Raw genomic sequence first — 21,324 nt, 5'->3', positions numbered from 1 at the left:
GTCGATCTTCGGTTCCCAGATGTAGGCGGTATTGCTCTGGTAGATCCGTCCCAGCGTAAAGTCAAGTCCGTTCCGGCCCGGCAGGCTGAAGTCCGTTTCCATGCGCGTCAGCGAGCCGCTGGCGTCGGAGATATTCTCGCCTTCGGATGCTCCGCTGTACGGCGTGTTGGCGGCCATCTCGTACAGGGACTGCGGCACGGCTCCGTTGTTCAAAAGAACGTTGGACGCGGAGGCTGCGGCAGCTTGGGTTGTGGAAGCCGCCGGCGCTGCCGTCGCGCGGTTGGGAGCGGCGACGGGCGGCAGCAGCAGGGCTGCGGCGAGCGCGGCGTTGAGGATTTTAAAAAGTGGTTTTTTCACGAACGATTTCCCCTCGATTCTCTATAATGGTGGGCTCAGGAAGCCGGGACGTACTGACGTTTGATCAGATTGCCGCTGGTATCGTAGGTGAAATTAATACGCTCGCCCGACGAGAACAGGATGTACTGCAAACGGTTCTGGTTGTCGTAAAAGTAGCGGAACTGCATCGGCGTACCGGCCGCGCTCATGGTGTTCACGGTATCGCCGCTGTGGCGAATATGCAGCTGAGGCGTTTGTTCGAACGCCGACGGGTCGCCGCCTTCGATCTGCATGCCGTAATTCGGCTGCTCTTCCGTCAGCCAGCGCGTCACCAGATCGGGATCGAGGTCGATCCGCTGCTCGCCGTTCTCGTCCGTGCGAAGCTTGCCGTAACTCGCTCCGTCCGCCCGCAGCGCCGTTCTCGGCTCGTCCGACGCCAGCGTCGCTTCGGTCCACGGCTCGGCGGCGCGCAGCACGCGCAGGGTGTCGGGATTCCCGATCGCGTTTGCGGAATCGGTGGTCAGATACGCTTCGCGAACCGCGGTGTCTGCCGGAAGCGCGGACAGGTCGAACTGGAGATACGTCCGGGATTCGTCCTGCGGAATTTCGGCGGAACGGGCGAACGAACGCATGGCCGAAGACGCGGAAGGCTCCTCGGTGTCCGATACGACCGCTTGCTGAGCCGGGCTGTCCAGTACGACTCCGGTATGCAGGGCGATCGGGTAATCCAGGCCGCTCGTATCCAATTGGAGTTCGAGGGTGCGCACGCCGTCTACCGTACGCAGTTCCTGCGATACTTCGCGGCGCTGGCCGCTTGCGTCCGTCAGCCAGGCCGGCGAGATGGCAAGTCCGCCTCCGGTCAGGTCTTCGCCGAGTTCTCCTTGTACGGCAAAGCTGAAAACGGACGGCGCGCCGGCGTCGGCCAGATTCAGCGTCTGCTCGATGCCGGCAGGCGTCAGCGCCAGACGCGCGTCGGTCGAAGCCCAAACGCCGGAGTAAGTCAAAACGCCTTTGTCCGCGGCGGCAACGTCAGCCTGCGAATCCTGCGCGCCGACCGGAGTCAGGGCAATGGAATTGCCATTTGTGCCAAGCGCAAAGCCTTCTGCATAAGCGTTATGTAAGCTCGGCGTGTAAGGAACGGTTGCGGATGTATAGTTGGTTTCCGATTCGGTCGACGGAGCAGCAGGCTTGTCGGCTTCAGGATCCGGAGTTTGCGGGTCCGAAGTCTCATCGGCCGGCGTTCCTTCTTTCGGTGCCGGATCAGGCGTAGGCGTTTGCTCGTCGGACGGAGCGGCAGCCGGCTGTTCGTCGGATGGAGCCGGTTCGGTCTCGGCAGTCGGGTCGGATTCTGCCGAAGGCGATGCTTCCGCCTGCAAAGCCGCCGCATGCAGTTCGGAGAATGTACGCGATCCTTCTGCGGAAGAAAGCGAAGCCTCGTCGGCGCTTTGTTCATCCGGCGTTTGTGTTTCGTCCGCCGGATTTGGAGCGGCTTCCGGTGCGGTCGATTCTTCGGCAGGAGGAGCAGTTGGAGCCGGTGTTTCTTCGGCGGAAGCAGCGGATTCAAGGGTCAGCGACAGTTTGATATCCTGGTAATCGCCGCTTGCGTCCCGGTAGTGCAGCGGAACGGGCGAAAGCACCGTTTCCCGGCTGTCGTCGCTCAGCAGATACTCTTTGCTGTAGAGCGTACGGTTCTCCGTTTCTTCGCTGACCACTTCCGTAGGCGCTTCGACAAACTCGGCAGCCGCCTTTTCGTTTTGCAGTTCCTGTTCGTCCGGAGCTTTAGCCGGTTCCGGCTCGGCCGAGGCGGATGGAGCCAGCGTCTGCACCCCGAGCGATGAAAGGAGCAGAGTGGAAAGAAGCCATTTTCGTTTTGCGTGCATGTGCGTTGATTCCTCCAATTTCTAATAAGATAACGAGCAGCCAAAAGGACCAAGCAACAGATTGACCTTTACGCCTAAATCGAAGGCACTGGATAAATTTAAATTTTGAATCAATAGTCCTTGAATTTGGATGTTTACCCAGTAAGGCAAAGTGTAATTAAACAGGTTATTTCCATCTCAAACAGGGAGTATGTACTGTATTTTTCTTAAGTGAATTATATTTACCATTTCTTTTTTTGATAAAATCATCCAAATCCCAGGTGTGTCAAAAGTTTAATATAGCAAGACAGTAAAGGTGAAATTATAAAAAACCATAAATTTACATCTAATTCTTCAATTATTTGTCACAAAGATGATCGGTTTCTTTTTATTGGATTATCGAGAAATTTTTATATCCGGAGGATAAGTAGATCGAAAATTCATTTACTTAGCGGCAGGGCAACGCGCAAAAATCGACTCATTTGGCAACGGCAAGCTGTATGAACGGGACCGTGCAAAGAATAAACAAGCATGTAAAATCGGGGCGGCGGCGATCAAGCCGCGCAGCGGCACGACAAAAAAGCCCGATCGCGGCAGACAACTGTTGTGTCTGCCGCGATCGGGCTTAAGGGTTATTCCGCTGCGATGCTGCGGACTTCGTAGATCAGATCGCCGACCTTGGCCTCGACGATGTCCGAGGCCAAGTCGGCTGCGACCCGGTACACCGCTGTGTACCGGTACGCGTCTTCGGCGGCTTCGCCCGCCGAAGTGCCGGTGCCGTCCGCCGCTTCTCCGGCGGACGTGCCCGAACCCGGCGCGGCGCCATCGGCCGCGCCCGCTTCCCCGCCCTGCACGGCTTCGCCCGTGCCGGCGGAATCGCCCGCGGCTCCCGAAGCGGAGCCGCCGTCCGTGCCGGAAACGGTCCCCGTTCCGGCTGCATCCCCGGCGGGCGCTTCGCTCTGCCCGCCGACAGCGCCGGCGCCGTTATCCGCGCCGGCTCCCGCACTTCCGGCGGCGCTCGAATCCGCGCCGGCGCTTCCGCCGGTGCCGGCCGTATCGCCGGCACCCGCTGCATTCCCGGCACCGGAATCCGTGCCGGTGCCTGTATCCCCGGCGCCCGAATCCGCGCCGCTGCCGGAACCGCTATCCGTTCCGGCCCCGCCGTTCGCGCCGGCATTCGCTCCATCGCCGGAGCCGCTATCCGCCGCTCCGCCCGAACCGTCCGTCGTCCCGTCACCCGACTCTATGCCGGTTCCGTCCCCGTCACCGGCCGCTCCGCTGCCTTCTTCCGCCGCGCCGTCGGGCCCTTCCGAGCCGTCGCTTTGCTCCAGCAGTTCCAAGCCCAGCGCATCGCCGGCGATATTCCTGCCGTCAGCCAGTCGAACGCTCACCGGCGAAGTCTCCTGCGCCGTGACAAAAGCATCCCGCTCCTCCAGTGTCCGGAACCGGAAATCCAGCAGCGTTTCGCCGTCGGTTTCTCCGGCTATCGCATACACCAGCAGCGCCGGTCCCGCGTTCTCGGCCGGGTCCTCCGCCGTTTCTTCGTCCGCGCCCGTCGCGGTATCCGGCGAATCGGCCGGCGTCTGCGCCTGCTGCGAACCGCCGCCGATTACGCCGGTGGCGTACAAGACGCCCACGGTCGCCCCGCCCAGTATCAGCAGGGCGATCAGGCCCATCAGCAGCAGGGTCAGCTGCCGGTTCCGGCGCATCCAGCGCACGATCGGCGGAGCCTGCTGCGCGCGGATCTTGCGGTATACGCGCGCCAGCGGCGCGGGAGCGGCGTCGAAATATTCCCGCCGGTTGTCTTTGTTCTTGAACGCTTCGCGATCGTGCGCCGCAAAGTAACGCACAATCTCGGCTTCATAAGCCGGATCGAGCCGCTGTCCCTGCACATAAGGCTCGTGCTCGGCCGACCAGGCGAAGAAGCGGTATACCGCTTCGCGTCCGCCGGAACGCGCGGAATTGATCCGTACCGCGTCCACCAGACGGCGATAGTCCACGTCGTCCGCGCCGCCGCTCAGGCTGCGCGAGAAAGCCGGCAGCAGCCGATTATAGCGTCCGGCCGCAATCTGTGCCGGCAGCAAACGCTGGCCGAGCATCTGCACTTCGTCCGTTTCCCGCATACTCAGCCCGTCCAGCACGCCCGCATCCGGCTGCTCCTGCGTGAACCAGAGGTACGCGGCGCGCAGCGCGGCGTATTTGTCCGTTCCGCGAGGTCCGCTCGGGCCGCGGTTTTTGCGTTTGCGGTCTTCCGGCGATTCGCCTTCGAACAGGAAACCGAGTCCGGTCACCTGCTCCAGCGTGACTTTGTCCCATTCCCATTCGTCCAGCAGATGCTGGACCGCTTCGTCCGCCAGCGCCACGCACAGCGGATGCTTCATCAGCTCTTCGCCCGTTCCGGCCGGCTGCCCGGCCGCCGAAGATCCTTCGCCGCGAAGCGCTTCGACTACGCCGCGCACCGCGGAGACCGGTTCGCCGGATCGCCGCAGCTTATCGCGCATCGTGCGCAGCGACACATCGCAGAAGTGATCGTTATTCAGCAGCCCCGGATGAGAATCGGACCATTTTTGCACAATGCCTACCGCCTGGGCCGCGTCCGCCGCCGAAGCGAGCTTCCGGTCCAGATAAGGATCGAACATCATCGGAGCGAACTGGCGGTTGCCGATGATGGTCGAGAAGAACATATCCGCTATTTCCGGATCGCTCTCGATTACGGCGTAATAAGCCATATCGCCGTCTTTGTTCTTCCGGCTTGAAGCCCGCTGCATAAGCGTGACCAGGTAGCGCTGCACGGAAGCCGCCGCTCCTTTGCCTCCCGCATGGTAATACGCCACAATACTGCGCAGCAGCTCCGTTTCCGGCAGATCCCCCGCCATGAGATCCTGCATCTCCCGGTCGAAGCGTCCGTCGAGCAGATACGACATCCGGGCCTTGATCCGCGATTGCGACGGCTGCCCCGGCCGCCCCGCCCAATCCAGCAGCAGCCCGAGAATCCCGCGCCGGTCCGCTTCGTACGGTTCTTCGTCGCCTTCTTCGATCCGGAACAAGCGCGTCAGTTCCAGATACCGCTCGGGATTCAGCGCATCCGGCGTGCCGCCGAGCGCTTCGTCCGCAAAAGCGAAAAACTGCGTCAGCCGCTGCGGATCGCGCAGCCCGTTCACCAGGAAATCCGCCAGCTCCTGGCGGCTTCCGCCTTCGGCGGCGTTGACGATGCGTCCGCGCGGGAAGTCGAACAGGAAGTCTTTTTCGATATTCCGGTCGCCCGGCCGCATCGAGCCCGGCTCGACGAACGTCAGGTTGACGCCTTTACGGCTCTGCGGATCGCGCGAGTACGTCACGAAGCCGAGTCTGCGCCGGAACTCCGGCGGCAGCGCGGCGTACAGCACTTCGAGCAGCCGCAGCGCGCGCGAACCCAGCTCGGCGACCGGCTCGCTCAGGGCCACATACACTTTGCGCCGTCCCGCGACCGATTCCATCACGGCCAGCAGCAGTCTTTTAAAAGAAGCCCCGTCGATGCCCAGATCGTCCAGCTTGTCCGGGCCGGTCATCGGCACGGGCAGCTTCTTCCGCATCGGCAGCTCGCTCAGCTCCGGCAGCGAAGCGCCGCGCGGCGTTCGGCCCGGGCGCCGGGAAGCCGCGTCCCCGCTTACGCCCGCGTCTGCGCCGGCCGCATCGCCCGCTTCCGTTCCGGCAGCGCCGCTTTTCCCATCCGTTCCCGCCTCCGCCCCGTCCGCATAATCCGCGTACAGGAAGTGCATGTAATCGTATGCCAGATCGTCCGCTTTTTCGGCCGGCACCACATAGTTATGCGTGAAAAACGTGCTGCGCAGACCCGTAAAGTCCGCCGCTTTATACAAACTGCGTCCCAGCACGACGTCCCCGTTTTCGAGCTGCACCAGATGCACGGATTCCGGGTAAGCCGATTCCTCTTTGTCGCCCGACGCGGTCAGTTCGGCCGGCGCGTCGTAGGCGCAGAGCGGATGCAGCGTTTTTTTGACAAACGTGTCGTCCAGGTCCGCGGAACGCGCGATCGTGTCGTAGCCCTCCGTATCCCGAAACACGCCGCCGCGCGCCCGGGTATACGTTTGCTGGCCGATTTTTCTGGAAGAGAATGTGCCCACCGTTTACGCTCTCCCCTCGATATACTTCAATTTGTACAGCAGCCAGACAAACGGCTCGTCGACCCGGATCGGGCTGACGACGCCCTGGATTTTCTGGTCGACCGGGTTGCTGCCGAGCGCCGATACCGCAAAGTAGCCGGTTTCGTTGAAGTACACGTCCATCGTGCCTTTAAACGGCCGGTCCACTTTTTCGATAAAACGCCGCACTTCCCCGTCGATATTGCCGAACTCGTTGAGGTCGAAATAATCGTGATGCTCCATGTTGTTAAACACGTTGCTGTTCGGGCGTATGTAGTCCCCGTCTTCGTCCGCGATCGCTTTGAGCATATCGCTCTTGGTCAGCACGACCGCGGTCGGAATACCCGTTTTGCCTTTTTCCTGATGCGCAATAAAGTCGCTGAACATCGTCAGGACCACGTCGCGCGGCTCGTCGTAGCGGTTCGCCAGCTCGCCCGGCTTGTCGCCCAGCAGGATGCGGATACGCTCGCGGATCGAACGGATCTGCAGCGGATCGACCATGAACAGGATGCCGGCCGAGTTCTTGATATGGCGCCCGTGCAGGTTCAGGTACTCCTGGTCCACCATGCCCTCGCCCGCCACATCGAAGAACACGAGCGTCAGCGGAGCTTTGCTCTCGTCCTTGAACACGAATTGGAAAATAAACGGCTCCTGCATCCGCTCCTTCTGCGTGGACGCGAGCAGATCGCCGCGCTCGAACAGCGGATCTTCGTAGTTCATGCGGAACTTGCGGCTGATCTCCGCGTTCAGCGGCATGCAGGCGGCGTCGAAGCGGTCGGCCGTCGTCTGCTGAAGCGTATGGATCAGCGACGTCATATACACGGACTTGCCCACCTGCGACGCGCCGACGATCGAGATGATATTGCTCGGCACTTTGCCCGCCGTGATCGGCAGCTCGTTGTGGCAGTGCGGACACAGCCGGCGGCGCGTCGTTTCGCCGTAACGGTCCGTCAGCGCCGTCAGGACGTGATCCGTATATGTGCGATGCTCCGGCAAAATGTCCTGCGGACGCAGAATCGCTTCCATATCGTACACGCTGTCCAGCCCGAAGCGCTCCCGATACCGGTTCAGCGGCTCGTCTTCGCGCAGCGCGAAATCCTCGTCGTCCTCCCGGTGATGCGAAGCGCGGAACACCACCTCCTCCGGCGAAAACTTGCTAAAACAGTACGGACACACAATATCGTAAAAAAGCGGCCTCGGTTCTTCCTGAGGCTTCCTCTTGAATCGGCTGAAAAAGCTCATTCCCCGTCCCCCCACTTTCTAAAAATAATCTTGAGTTCCCCCCGCGGCTTCATCCACAACCCGAAGGCCGATGGATAAGCCCCGGCGGCGCAGCCGTTTACTCGGGCAGCCGCTCTTACAGCTGCCTATCCCCCCGCGGCTTTATCTAATACCCCTTCGGGCAAGTAGATAAGCCCCGGCGGCGCAGCGGCTCGTCGCAGCTACACTGCTTTTTTGTCAACGTAGCGAGCCATTCAGTGACTTTATTGAAGCTACGCTGCCAAAAAAGCAACGTAGAAAGCCGATTTGGCAGCAAAATTGCAATTCGAAGCCTCTACATTGCTAATTTGTCAATCTAGCTTTGTCAGATGTTGAATTTTGACTTCTACGTTGCTTTTTGAGCAACGTAACCCGCAACTTCATCTAATACCCCTCGGGGCAAGTAGATAAGTTCCGGGCGGCGCAGCCGCCTACTCGGGCAGCAGCTCGTACAGCTGCCCGAACCCCCGCGGCTTCATCCACAACCCGAAGGCCGATGGATAAGCCCCGGCGGCGCAGCCGCCTACTCGGGCAGCAGCTCGTACAGCTGCCCGAACCCCCGCGGCTTCCCCCGCAACTTCATCTAATACCCCTTCGGGCAAGTAGATAAGTTCCGGATGGCGCAGCCACACTCTCGTATGGCGCAGCCGCCTACTCGGGCAGCAGCTCATACAGCTGTCCGTACCGCTTCCCGTCCGTAAAAAACACCCGCACATAATCGTTTTTCCCCACTTCGATCTCCGGCAGCGAAGTGCGGCCGGCGGGGAAAGGCGCGGTGAACGGATAGATCGTCCCGTCCTGCGGACCGGCCGGCTGGCCGCCGCTTTTCTTCACGTAGCACAGCACGTCTTCGGTCAGCGGCACTTCGCAGGAAATTTCGATCCGGATCGATTTGTAGGCGCGGAACAGCGCTTTGCGCTCCCGGACCGAGTAGCGGATCTTCGCCCGCCCGGCCGGGGTCTCGATACTGTTCGAGCCGTCCGGCTGGCGGACCAGCACCGGCTCGCCGGAACCCGGCAGCGCCGCGTACACGGTATACGCGTAGCGCCCGATCCCGTCGAGACGGTCGCGGTAGCCGCCGGCGGCTTTGTATTCTTCCCGCGTGTACAGCTTGAGCCCGGACGCGTCGAACCCGCCGTCCGGCCCGAACACCGCCGGCGCGGTGCCGGACGCGCCGCCGTTTGCCGTATCCAGCGCGCGGCGCCCGATATAAACCGAGTCCGCATTGGACGGCCAATGCCATTGAAGCGTACAAACGTCGCCGCTTACCCGGCGCGTCAGCTCCCGGATGACCGGCGAGTCCGGACCCGCTTCGATAAACTTCATCCCGGATATCCCCTTTCGTCTTTTCATGCCGGCTTGCAAGCATGATCGTCTGCGTTTAATCTGCCTACATTATAGCACAGCAACCCGGCTTGCGGCCTCCGCCTCCCGCCCGAAGACGGAAGCCGGCGGACGGACAATCGGCAAAACGAAAAAGCAGCCGACTTTCCCGCAAGACCATCGGCTGCCTAACTTTGAACGTATTTCTTATTCCCAACGCCGATCAAACCCGATATTGCCCGTCCCGCCGCTCTACACTACCGTGCCGCTTACTCCGGCCGCTCCGCCTGGTGCAGATACGTTGGAATCTTCGATTCGAACGACGGAAACGCATAGATCAGCCGGTCCGCCTGCTCCGCCGACAGCTTCAGCGCGATTACCGGCGTCAGCGCGTTCACGATATCCAGCGCTTCGCGGCTGTAAGCGGCCGCTCCGGCCAGTCTGCCTTCCCCGTCGTACACCAGCGTCAGATGCGCGTCCGTGTCGCCGCGTCCGGCGAAATCCCACTCCTGCCCGAGTTCAACCGGTTTGACTGTATAGCCGCCCACCTGCTCCGCTTCCTCCGGCGTCACGCCGATCTGCGTAATGCGCGGCAGCGTAAACGCGATCGTGGCGATCGGCGGATAATCGATCGGCGCTTCGGCCGCTCCGGACAGCAGACCGCCCAGATATTTGGCTTCGAACACGGACGTCGGCGTCAGCCGCGGCTGCTTTTTGTCGAGCACGTCGCCGCTCGCGTAGATATGCGGCTGCGACGTGCGCAGGTGCTCGTCGACGACGATGCCTTTTTCCGTGTAGTCGACGCCCGCTTCTTCCAGGCCCAGACCTTCCGTATTCGGAATGCGTCCGGTGGCGTTGACGACCAGATCGGCCGCGAGCGACAATCCGTTTTCCGTCGTCAGCACCAGCTCGCCGCCCCGCCGCTCCACGCTTGCGGCGCGGTCGCCGAAGTGGAACGTCACGCCGTCTTCGCGCATTTTGCCGACCAGTTTGTCCGCGTACGGCTGATGGAATCCTTCCAGCACGCTGTCGGACGTCTGCACCACTTCGACCCGCGCGCCCGCTTTGGACGCGATCGAAGCGATCTCCATCGCCACGTAACCCGCGCCGATCAGCACGATCCGCCCGGGCAGTTCCGGCAGGTACAGGAAATCGTCGCTCGTTTTCAGCAGCTCTTTGCCCGGAATATCCGGCATCGCCGGGCGCTGTCCGGCCGCGATCACGAATTTGTCCGCCCTGTACTTTTCGCCGTTTACGACGACCGTTCGCTCATCCGCAAACTTCGCTTCGCCGCGGACGATCGTAACGCCCGCTTCCTCCAGCATGCCTCCCAGCTTATCCGGCAGCGGATCGAGGATCGAATTTTTGTGCCGCATCAGCGTCGGCCAATCCAGCGAAAACGTGCTGTCCAGACCTTTGCCGCCGTACAGCCGCGCGTCTTCGATCGTTTTGATCGGGCCGTCCAGAATAATCTTGGGATTGCAGCCGTAGCTGGTGCAAACGCCGGCGATCTTATGACGCTCGACGATGGCGACTTTCTTCCCGGCTTTGGCCAGCGGCAGCGCGGCGTTCCAGGCGGCCTGGCCGCTTCCGATAAACAGGATGTCAAAATTGGTTTCAGCAGATGATGTCATGGGATCTCTTCCTTTCGGGTCGGAGTAATGGTGGACGTATTTGCAAAAGATTGCGGCTGCACCAGGCAGCCCACGTATCGAACGAATTCGACAGCATACTATTGAATCGATTGCAATATATTTACCCGTCCGCCCATTTTCTCAACCCAAGCAGCCCGCCCGGCGTTTAAAACCCGCTGCTCCGATCGCCCGGACGATGGCCCATGCCGGCGGACGGATTGACCGCGGCGCCTTTGCGACCGCGTTCTTTGCGCTGCTGCTCGCGAACCGGCACGATCAGCGTAAACAGCGCGATAATCGTCGCCAGCGCAAGGTCGGCCAGCAGTCTTACCGAAGGCGCTCCGAGCGAGTCGCCCTGAAGCCCGAACTCCAGAATCAGCCCCGCGGCAAGACCCGCGGCCGCGCCGCCGATGCCGAAGCTTTTGGCGAGAAAACGATTGTCGAACACCAGCCCCAGAGCCACGCCGAGCGCGGCCCCGATCAGCAGAATGAGCACGATATGCAAAATTTGCAGATACGTGCTGCCCGCCGGCGCGCCCGTGCGATCCGTTAGCAGCGTGTGATCGTCGAGGTTCCGGTAGATGTTCTGGAACGCAAGCGAGATCTGGTCGGCGTTTTTAACGTCCGTATAGGTGCCGCCGGTGCTGTCCGCGATATTTTGCAGCAGGCGGTAGCCGTCTTCGGCTTCCACGACGAGTCCGCTGCCCAGTCCTATCGCATTAACAGGCACCCGCTGGCTCCGGTATTCCGACAGCACGCCGCTCAGATCCACATCCGTGATGCCGTCGGACAGAAGAATCACCATCGCTCCGCTGCCCGGATCGCCTTTTTCACGAATATGTTCCATTGTGCCGCTCAGCGCCTGATCGATCTGCGTCGAATATTCCGTCGGCTGGATCGCATCGATCTTCGCGTAAATCTGCTGCTTCTGATCGTCCGTCACGACCGGCGTCAGCGGCTGGATCAACTGCGGCACATCGTCGAAAGTAAACACGGCCACTCTTTTTTCCGCGTCCATCCGTCCGATCAGGTCTTTGGCCGCGCTGAAGCGCTGATTATCCGGATCGGTATCCGTCATGCTGCCCGAATTATCGATGACAAGCACAATATCGTTAATCCGCTTAACCCCGCCGAGATCCAGTTCGTACACGAACTCAAACAGCGAACCCAGCGCCAGAAAAGCCGCCAGCGTGACCGGAACGAGCAGCTTCCACGACAGTCCCGCGTAGCGCTCCCTCCACGATCTTCCGTTCAGCTTCGGCGAGATCATTTCCGCGACCAGACAGCCCAGCCCGATGCAAAAAGCCAGGATGCCGAAATAAATGCCGACCAGCAGAATGCTGGACATTTCCCCTTCGTAACGGCTCAGCAGCCATTCCCCGATCCCGAATCCTACCGCGCCGCCGACAATCGCCAGCAGCAGCAGAAGCAGGTTGACTTTACGCTGCATGCTCCCTTCACTTCCTTCTCCCTCTAATTCTCTGTCTCACCGCTAAAATAACGTCCGTGGTACAACTATTTCGCGCCGAAAGCTTCCCAATCGCCAATTAACTGCGCTCATACACTTATTTGGTATAAAACAATGGCCGAACGACCACGATTGGCGAAATAAGTGTACGTATGCAGCTATTTGTCCATTTTGGACCTTTACCGGCAAATTAGTTGTATCTGCGCAGCTATTTCCGCGACAGCCTTCGGTTTCTTCGACCTACTCCCCCGGCCTGTTCCCCCGGCGGCTTCCAATGCGCGAAGCTCCGCTTCAAATCTCCGGCAAACTCCCCGAGTCGATCGCGTGGAACAGATACCCCGCTTTGACATAAGCGTCGTAATACACGCGTCCGTTACGGTAGTACATCAGATCTTCGATATGGAAGCCGCCCATCAGGTTCAGCTTCTCGACGCCGTCGCTGCGGCGCTCGTGGACGTAGCCGACGCGGTAGATGCGCGACGTTTCTTCTTCGTTCAGCGCGTAGCGCATAAATTCGCCGTTGCCGTCGCCGAAGAAATACTTTTCTTCGTGGCGGTGCTCCTGCGTGTAATCGAACAGCCGCAGATTGATACTCGCCCGCTCTTCCAGCTTGCGGTAGAGGATGCGGAACAGGTCTTCCTTGGTCATCGTCTCGCGGTTCTCGTACTCGACGGCGACGTTCGCGCGGCGCAGCAGTTCTTCCTCGTACGTCTGCACAAGCGGTTCCGCGCCCAGCAGTTCGCGATTGCACAGCTCCGCCAGGCGCTCAAGCAGCCGCCGCTCGCCGGCATTCATCGGCGGCAGCCCGGCTTCGCTCATGCCGGACAGCACGCCGCCGGAGTAGGCGGCGGGGTACGAACTTCCCGCGGAAGCGGAACGGCCGGCTTCGCCGCTCGCCGAACCCGCCGAACTCGCCAAACCCGCCGAACCGCCCGACGCTTCCGAAGCCGAACCGGCGCCGTAAGCCCTCCCGCTTCCGGCTCCGCCGCCTTCCGCTCCGCCCCCGTCTTCCGGCCGATCCGCGATCAGCGCGGCGAGATCGCCGAGCCGGCGCTCCTCGAAGTAATAGTCGCGCCCGCGCCGGTCTTCGGCGTCGCGCATCAGGCCGTCGACGACGCGCTCGTAGTACGGCATCAGGTTCTGGCCGATATAATCGTCGGCGCTCTTCGCGCTGTATTCCGCGGCGCGGCGCAGCCGCTCCTCCAGATGCTCCGTGCGCCGGACCATCGCTTTGTACGGGCCGTGCAGCGCGGTCAGCGCGTCTTCGTAGCGCCGGTACAGCTCGATCTCCAGCTCCAGCCGCAGAATTTGCAGCTTGAGCCCGTACACGTGCTCGAAGAAATAGCGCACGAAATTCCGCACATTCTGGCTGTCGCGCAGAATGGCTTTCTTGTGCGGCTGCTCTTCGACGAGACCGCCGTAGAGCCGGTCCAGCTCTTCCTTCGCGCCGTCGCGCTCCATCATCGCTTCGCGCATCCGCTCGAGCAGCGCCTGCGCCGCTCCTCCCGCGGATTCGGACGGATCGCTCCAGGCCGCGATCCGGTGCAAACCGTGCCGCGCGTCTTCCGCCGCGGCACGCTCGGCGTACTGCCGCAGGCCCCGGCCGATATCGGCCTCGGCCATGCGGCGCTGCGCTTCCGCCTCGAAGTTGCCGCGGAAGAAGCTCTCCGCGGCCTTCCCGAACAGCGTCTCCTCCGCCTCCGCCAGGGTCATCCGGCGGATCGACGCATACGAAGCGGACGAACTCATGATGCCGTTCATGTCCGCAAGGACGTCCTCGCCCGGGGCGAGGCGTCCCGCCCGCTCGCGCATATGCGGGCGGTCCAGCTCCAGCCGCGCCAATTGCTCGGCGGCCGGCGTCTCGGGGATTTCCCGCATGCGGCGGTTCAGGCCGCGCGCGTAATGGTACAGCACGGCCAGCGCGATCGAGCGGTCCGGCCGGGTGACCCGGGCGAACCCGCCGGAGGCCAGGCCGCGGCGGCCGGACTCGTCCGACAATCCGCTTTTGAACGCGGAATTGTTGTATTGTCCGGCCCCGCTCTTCAGCCCTTCCAGCGGCTGCTCTTCCGCGGACCCCGCGGTCCCGGCGAGTCCTGCCGCGGAACCGCCGTCCCGGCGGCGGTTCTTCAATAAATGCGCGTGGCAGATAATCTCGTAGCCCCCGCGCAGCCCTCCGGGCGCCGCGATGCCGCGCTCGTTCTTGTCGGACAGCAGGTACACCAGGTCGAACAGCGGCGACGGCGCGTGGTTCACATCGATCGTCAGCCGGTTCTCCGTCACCTGCAGAGGCGCGGAGAACGCGTATTCCGGACGCTGCATCAGGTCCAGCTCCCGCAGGAACGAGACGCCCACCGAGCTGGAATAGCCGAAGGAATCGGACTGTTCCTGGTCGCTGACCAGCACGTACAGATCGGTCTGCACCGACTTGAACGACTGGCCGAATACCGAAGCCGCCAGCAGCGAGATCTCCGGCGTCAGCACGTTCATGACGTCGTCGGCGTGCGCCACGACCGACAGGTGCAGCCGGTCGAACGACGCGAACAGCCGGCCGCTTTCGGACAGCATGCGGCTGGACCGGCGCAAAGCCCGGTTCAGCTCGTACAGATGGTCCGCCTGCGCGTTCACGAACGCGCGGTGCGTATCGCGCCGCAGCGTATTCTCTTCCGCGCCGCGCCCGCCGAACGCGTCCCAGCGAAACCGCACGCCCTGCCGGTGCCGGTCCAGTCCGTCTTCCGGCAGCGCCGAACTTGCGATATGAAAATACGCGATGCCCGCGGCATTGTCGTATTTATGTCCGTTCAGCTCCGTCAGCGCCGACGCCGCCTCGGTCGCCCGGTCGCCGATAAACAGGAAAGCGGCCGGATAATGCAGGCCGCTCCTCCCTTCCGCGAAGCCGGGCAGCTCTTCTTCCCGCGCCGCGTACGCGGCGGCGAATTGCTCCAGCAGCTCGTTCATGTTATCTCAACCTTTTGCGCAGCTCGTTCAGCTTGGCCGCGGTTTCCCGATAGAAGCGGTACACTTCTTCGCCGTTTACCAGTTCCATCTTCTCGTACTCCAGCTGCTCGCGCGCTTCGATAAACGTCGTGTACAATTCGTCGAGTTTGTTCAGCAGCAGCGATACGTCTTCCGAAGCGGTCAGCTCGTTCGCGCGGCGCGAAGACTTGCGCAGCAGCGTCTGACGCTCCCGGTCGCTCAGCGAGCGGAACCGGTCGTAGATCTCGAAGTGCGGATAGCTGCGGCTTTTCATCAGGTTGACGAACGGTTCCCAGCTTTCCTCGTCTTCTTCGCGGTCGTACACGTACAGCGCGCCTTTTTTGACGATCGTTTCGGTGTACAGCGCTTCGATATACTGATCCAGCACCTTCTCCTCGCCGGCGTGCTGCGACAGCAGCGATGCCAGTTCGGCCGCTTTGGCCTGAATCTGCTCGTACTTCGCCAGTTCTTCGCGCACGCGGCGGATCTGCTCCGGCGAACGGATCAGGTTTTCTTTCGCCAATTCTTCGTTGATGCTGCCGAAGATATCTTTAACCGATTCCCGGCCGATGCCTTCGCTCAGCAGACGGTTCAGCTCGGCGTGCGCCCGCTTCACTTCGCCGAGGTTCGGCTTGGCGCTTTGCAGCTGCGTATCGAAGCCGGACAGCGCCGCGAACAGGTCGAACGGACGCGTCGTCACGACGGAATAGCGGCTGCTGGTTGTCTGGTCGGCGTCTTTTTCGATAATAACCCCGTACTTGAGCGCCCGATCGAACTCGCCGCGCACCCGGCCGTTATAGTCTTTCACCCGGCCGTTGTCGTAGACGTCGCCCCACGACTGCTGCGGGATCGGCGACGGCAGATACGTCCAGTTTTCGCGCTCCGTTTGCACCAGATGGCGTCCCACGCCTTCTTTGCCGAGAATGGTGCGTTCGTAGTTTTCTTCATAGACCTTGAGCGGCGTATAGACGAACAGCGGCACCCCGTTGCGCGTATTGAGCCAGAAAATCCGGTTTTTGACGCGGCTTTCCTTGACCGTGAAGTTGGATTTGCCGATCGCGTTCTCCTGGTAGTTCCGGATGCCTTTGAGGATGCCCGGCGCTTCCACCGGCACGGACACGAAGCCCCACGACGGAAAATGCAGATTGCCCGAACTGTTGCTCAAATGGAACACCGGAATCGCTTCTTCGTCCAGCTTGCCCGCGATATTGCGCTCGACGAACTTCTCGATCGACTCGTCTTCGCCGAACTTCATCCGCAGGAAATCTTCCATCGACTGCGTGATCAGATCGCCGAATTTGCTGGTCAGGAAGTCCGAAATGGAGCCGATGATATCCACTTCCTGCTCTTTGATCCAGCGGTCCGAATGGTCGATCAGTTCCTGCGCGAAGTCGCGGATCAGGTCGTCCACGTCGCGTTTTTCCATAATGCTGCCCACGACTTTGGAGATATCCGGCACGCTGACCACGTTCCAGTAGTACGTTTTGTTGCCTTTGTGGTCCATCTGCTCGTCGCCGCGCGTCAGGATCTCGCCGTTGCGTTCGAAGATGGAGCTGAGCGCGTTCAGAATCTCGGTAAACACGCCGTAAATGCGGTTGTTTTCCCGGTTCAGCAGCTCGTAAAAGTCTTCATAGAACTCGATCATCTGCTCGGTCCGCTCGACGTCCGCCCGCAGCCAGTACTCGTTCATTTTGGCTTCGATATACGCGTTCTTCTTCTTGTCTTTCGACACGAACGCGCTTTTGGCGTCGCCCAGACGCTCGTTTGCCTGCTCCTCGGCCGCTTCGATATCGCGAGGAATCCGCAGCAGACTCTCGCGCAGATTCTCGATGTACGCTTGCAGCATTTTGAGCAGGGAGAAGCCTTTTTCGGTATAGATTAGGCGCGATACGTAGAACGGACCCTGCTCCGGGCTGAGGAAAGCGCGGCGAATCTGTTCGGAAAAGCGCTCCAGCATCTCGCCCGGCAGCTGTTTCTTCATCTTGATGTATTCTTCGCGCGCCCGCGTCAGGAACGTCTGCTCCAGCTCCGCGTCCATGCTGACGTTTTGCATTTTGACCACGTTCGCGTAGCTCAGGCGTTCGCTGTTCTGGTAGCCCGGGATCGGTTCCGGCACTCTGGACTCGAACGTTTTGAGCATCGAATCCGGGTCCAGCGCCAGCTTCTGCGCGAACCGTTCGATCTCTTCCTGGTTCGGCGCGTGCTGGAACATCTTCTCCATCTTCTGGAACAGACGGAACGCCAGATACGTCGTCATCTCCTCGATCGGGAGCACCGCCGACGAAGCGCCGATGATATTGTAATCGTAGTTGGCCGGATAAGCTTTGGTCATCTGCGCGATATTCGTGCGGATATTGCTGATATAGTCGTGGATCGCGAACTCTTCGCCGGACGCTTTTTCCTCGCTCGCCATAAAGTTCGTGATATTCTCCGCCGTCACGTTCATGCAGTAATCGTACGCGTTCTCCAGCAGCTTGCCTTCGGTGTTGGTCGCGGAGATCAGATGGCACAGGTTAAAAGGCGGCAGCGGCGAGTTGACGGTCAGGATGCTGCCGTACTGCTGCTTGAACCGCTCCCCGCGCGCGTCGACGTTCATCCAGTAATCCAGCTCTTTGAGCGCGGCGTAGCCGTTTTTGCGGACGTATTCGCGCGTGTGCTCGCTGAGGCTTTTGTTCGACAGGTTGACGTCCGGCGTGAACAGGTAGCCCAGCATGTTCAGGCGGTCGACGCCGGCGGAGCCGTGGTCGCGCTCGACCAGCCCGCGGATAATGTACGAAATATCGAGAAACGAGCCGCTGCCCGTGCCGCCGGAAAGTCCGGTGAGCAGGAAAACGGTCAGTTTCTTATTGGTGCCGACCGACAGCGTTTTGATCTTCTTGTCGATCGCCTGCACCACTTGATTGATCTTGGTAAAAAGAAGCAGTCTTCCCGCCTGGCGCACGCCGGCCGCGCCGTTCATGCCGTCCGTGATGCTCAGCTCCGGCGACAGCCATTCGGTGATGTACGGCTCCAGGATGCTGCGGTTCTGGAGCAGTCCGCCGATCTCGGCGTTGGCCAGCAGCACGAATTCGTTGATCGGGTCGAGCCCGATGCCTTTGTAGCGTTTGCCGCGATCCTGCTCGTTCGTCTCGAACGCGAGGAATTCGACGTTGGACGGCTTCTCCATTTTCTTCTTGGAGACCGGATCTTCCGGCAGTTTGAAGCGGCGGTTGATCTGGTATTTGAGGCGCAGCAGGGCGTCGATGCCCGTGCCGCCGAGACCGATGATGAGCATCGGGTTGTCGATGGTATCGACTCTGATCTTCTCGCTGACGATCCCGCCTCCGAGCGAAACGTCGAGCTGCTGGATATGTTCTCTTACGATCGGTTTCATGAAAAGCTCCTTTCGAGTGCGGTCGGCGTGCCCAGAGACGCGCAGGCAGGCTGCCGGGTATAAATAAAGGCCGTAGAGGCAGCTACGTTGCAGAATCTGCAATGTAAATGCCCGATTTAGGCTTTTCCGGTAGGTTACGTTGCATAAAAAGCAATGTAAAACAGTCAAACGAGCAAATTTAGACGGTTCTACGCTTCTACGTTGCAGAATATGCAAGGTAGACTGGGAATCGGCCCGTTTTAAGGCCGCTACCTTGCATTTTATGCAACGTGGCGGGAGCGGCGTATCGGTCCCGGGACTGAATGTTGCCGGGAAAGCAGGATTATCGCTCGGATTCGCCGGCGGTTGCGTACAGCGGATAGGACGGCGGGCGGCAGGTAAGAGTTTCAGGGTTTGGATAAAGTTTTGCAGGTGAAGCTGGCGGAGCTTATTTAGGATTGGGAAAGATTATTTGGACAAGTTCAAAATCTTTTTGCGTTCCGAAGCGGGTTTGCCCAAGTTGATTGGAATCGCTCCAGGATAGAACTCGAAGTAGGTTGAACCGTCCTACTTCGAGTTCTTTGATTGAAGTCGCTAATGGATTTGGGCAAACCTGTTAAACCAGATATTCCACTAAGATCGTCTTACCCACCTGGTTCACCGGAACGGTAATCCGGTCCCCGCTTTTCAGCTCCGCGCCTCGGGTCGCATCGACGACGCGGCCGGATTTCTCGATCGGGATGCCGTCGGCGCTGCTGCGCAGGACGATCCGGTCTTCGGAACCCGGGGTGAACACGATATTTTCGGTCTCCTTCAGTTCGGGCGCGAGCTGGAGGAGCTGATGCAGGTTAAAACGGCCTTTATACGTATTTAGTTTCTTATACTGCGGATAAGAACGCTCGCCGGTGTTTTCGTCGCGGATCTCGATTACCATCTGGCCGACGAAGCCTTTGTTCGCTTTTTTGAGATAGCGCATCAGGAAGAAGACAATCGCGGCGAGCACCAGCAGGCCGAGCACGCCGAGAATAACCGGGATCAGCGGAAACGGTTTGTCCGCTTTCGCTTCGGAACCTCCGGCCGCCGCGCCGGAAGCGGCGTCGATCGAGATCGGCGGAGCTTCGCGGTAGAAGCTGTCGGCTTCGGCGCGGGCGGTCAGCGTATACTTGTGCGCGTCCGGCAGCTCGTACGAGACTTCGAACTTATCGCCGCTTAGCGTCATCGGGACGGTTGTTTCCGAGCCGGTGTCTTCGTCGCGCGCGACCAGCGTCGCCTGCATCGTCTTGTACAGTTCCGGCGAGGACAGCGGCTGGCCGCCGCTGACCAGGTACGCCGAGACCGGCACGGCGTCGCCTTTGCCGTACGACGAAGCCGGCAGCGGATCGACGGCGAGTTCCAGGTCGTAGTTGAAGACGAGATTGATATCGATCTGGTCTTTGTCCGCGCCTTTGACGCTGAGCGTCCAGTCGCCTTCCTGCGGCCGGATCATCTTGACCAGCGAGTAGGTCTTCGACGTGGACAGCGCGACGGCGTCGGACGGAATCGGGACTGCCGCGCCGCTCGGGTCTTTGAGTTTGACCTCGACTTTTTTCGAAGAAGTAATCGAGACGTTCGCTTCCATGACATTGGCGTTCGGCACGCTGATCGTCACGTCCTGGAAGTCGCCGGTTCCGGTCAGCGAATCGACGGGCACCACGTTAAGCTGCTGGTGGCTGGCGAAGATCTCGCTCAGGATCTCCGGCAGCTCGTCGGCGGAAGTCGTGACGAACGACTTGCCGCTCGTTTCCGAAGACAGTTTCTCCAGTTCCGCCTGATTCAGCTTGCCGTCGGCGTTGAGTCCGATCGTGTAGATCGGGATTCCGGCGTCTTTGGCCTTCTGCACGGAAGCGGCCAATTCCTGCTCCGACTGGTCGAGCGTTTTGGTCTTGGTCGAGTTAAGCTCGGTATTGCCGTCGGCCAGCAGCACGATCATCGGCTCGGTGCCGGACTGCGCGCTGCGGCTCAGCATATTGACGGCTTCGGTGATCCCGACCGCCGTATCGGTGTACGCGCCGCGGCCGAGCTGGCCGATAAACGTTTTGAGCTCGTCTTTGTCGGCCTGGCTTTCGATCTTCAGCAGCGCTTTCTCGCGCTGGACGACGTCCGTATACGAGACGATGCCGACCCGGTCGCCCCGCACGGGCAGCATGTCGATAAACAGCCGCATCGCTTCGTTGCCTATTTTCTGCGGATCGCTTTTGGCCATCGAGTTACTGGCGTCGAGCACGAGCACCGCGTCGATCGGCGCGGCTCCGGTCGAAGAAGCCGCCGCTCCGGAAGCGGCGCCGGCTGCCGAAGCATGCTGCGCCCCGGCGGCGAACCAGCCCGCGGCCAGCAGCAGAAGCGCCAGCAGCGGATAAACTGCCCTGCGTATTTTATGCGTCATATTTTGCAAAACCCCTTTGTCTGTGTTCAAGTCCGATATTTCTATTCGGCGATCAAGCAGGCGGCAAAGCGCCGACGAAACTATAATAGGCCTGTTTTCGAAAAAAATCCTTAATATTTCGTTAATAACTTCTGAAAAGCCTGTAACTTCCTTGCGAAAACTTTCGCAAATCTCCGCCGTTTTCGACGTAAAGCGAACCGTTAATCTCCGAATATGACCAACCGAAACCCGCTCCTTTCCGCTGCCGGGAATATTTTCCTCCGGTTGACGCGCGTATGCCGCGCCCGGCGCGCAAAAATCTTTCCCGGCATCCGCCCGGCGTCTTGTTGCGTCCGGCGCTTTTTCCAGCTATCGTTAAGCAAGGAGGCTCTGACCAAATTATAACGTAAAATCCGCGGCGGTTCACGAATTTGCATCCTTTCGTCCGACAGACGGAAGCGGCTTCGGCGCGCGGCTTTTCCTGCCTGCCTATTCTTTTGAAAAAAGCCCGGAAAGGAATGTGCATCCATTGTCCGCTTATTTGATCTATCTCACATACGGGGCACTCGGCATTTTGTT

General features: G+C 60.5%; 10 protein-coding genes. All 10 read right to left on the bottom strand.

Translation table 11 applies throughout. From position 1 onward, the window contains the following. On the bottom strand, nucleotides 1-357 hold a 357-nt coding region (locus tag QWJ34_RS23455; protein WP_302731533.1), incomplete at its 3' end, for a hypothetical protein. A 35-nt stretch (nucleotides 358-392) separates the two neighbouring features. Continuing rightward, entirely contained in the window at nucleotides 393-2,216 is a 1,824-nt protein-coding gene (locus QWJ34_RS23450) for a DNRLRE domain-containing protein (RefSeq protein ID WP_302731532.1), read from the bottom strand. A 611-nt stretch (nucleotides 2,217-2,827) separates the two neighbouring features. Beyond that, the gene (locus tag QWJ34_RS23445) at nucleotides 2,828-6,316 is read right to left on the bottom strand and encodes a GAP1-N2 domain-containing protein (protein ID WP_302731531.1); all 3,489 of its coding nucleotides are present in this window, start codon (nucleotides 6,314-6,316) and stop codon (nucleotides 2,828-2,830) included. Nucleotides 6,317-6,319: 3 nt separating this feature from the next. Beyond that, nucleotides 6,320-7,576, bottom strand: a complete 1,257-nt coding sequence (locus QWJ34_RS23440) for a TRAFAC clade GTPase domain-containing protein (RefSeq protein ID WP_302731530.1) — start codon at nucleotides 7,574-7,576, stop codon at nucleotides 6,320-6,322. A gap of 669 nt (nucleotides 7,577-8,245) precedes the next feature. Further along, on the bottom strand, nucleotides 8,246-8,920 hold the full coding sequence (locus QWJ34_RS23435) for a beta-mannanase (protein ID WP_302731529.1): 675 nt from the start codon (nucleotides 8,918-8,920) through the stop codon (nucleotides 8,246-8,248). A gap of 266 nt (nucleotides 8,921-9,186) precedes the next feature. Then, nucleotides 9,187-10,551, bottom strand: coding sequence for a dihydrolipoyl dehydrogenase family protein (locus QWJ34_RS23430; protein WP_302731528.1), 1,365 nt, complete (start codon nucleotides 10,549-10,551; stop codon nucleotides 9,187-9,189). A 166-nt stretch (nucleotides 10,552-10,717) separates the two neighbouring features. Next, on the bottom strand, nucleotides 10,718-12,001 hold the full coding sequence (locus tag QWJ34_RS23425) for a vWA domain-containing protein (RefSeq protein ID WP_302731527.1): 1,284 nt from the start codon (nucleotides 11,999-12,001) through the stop codon (nucleotides 10,718-10,720). 309 nt (nucleotides 12,002-12,310) lie between these two features. Then, on the bottom strand, nucleotides 12,311-14,974 hold the full coding sequence (locus tag QWJ34_RS23420) for a transcription initiation factor TFIID (protein WP_302731526.1): 2,664 nt from the start codon (nucleotides 14,972-14,974) through the stop codon (nucleotides 12,311-12,313). Nucleotide 14,975: 1 nt separating this feature from the next. Beyond that, the gene (locus QWJ34_RS23415) at nucleotides 14,976-18,365 is read right to left on the bottom strand and encodes a tubulin-like doman-containing protein (protein WP_302731525.1); all 3,390 of its coding nucleotides are present in this window, start codon (nucleotides 18,363-18,365) and stop codon (nucleotides 14,976-14,978) included. Between the two features lie 595 nt (nucleotides 18,366-18,960). Beyond that, entirely contained in the window at nucleotides 18,961-20,766 is a 1,806-nt protein-coding gene (locus QWJ34_RS23410) for a vWA domain-containing protein (RefSeq protein ID WP_302731524.1), read from the bottom strand. Nucleotides 20,767-21,324 lie beyond the last annotated feature (558 nt).

It is taken from the genome of Saccharibacillus sp. CPCC 101409 (assembly GCF_030518235.1).
Lineage (GTDB): Bacteria > Bacillota > Bacilli > Paenibacillales > Paenibacillaceae > Saccharibacillus.
This window is presented reverse-complemented; position numbering and strand designations above follow the sequence as displayed.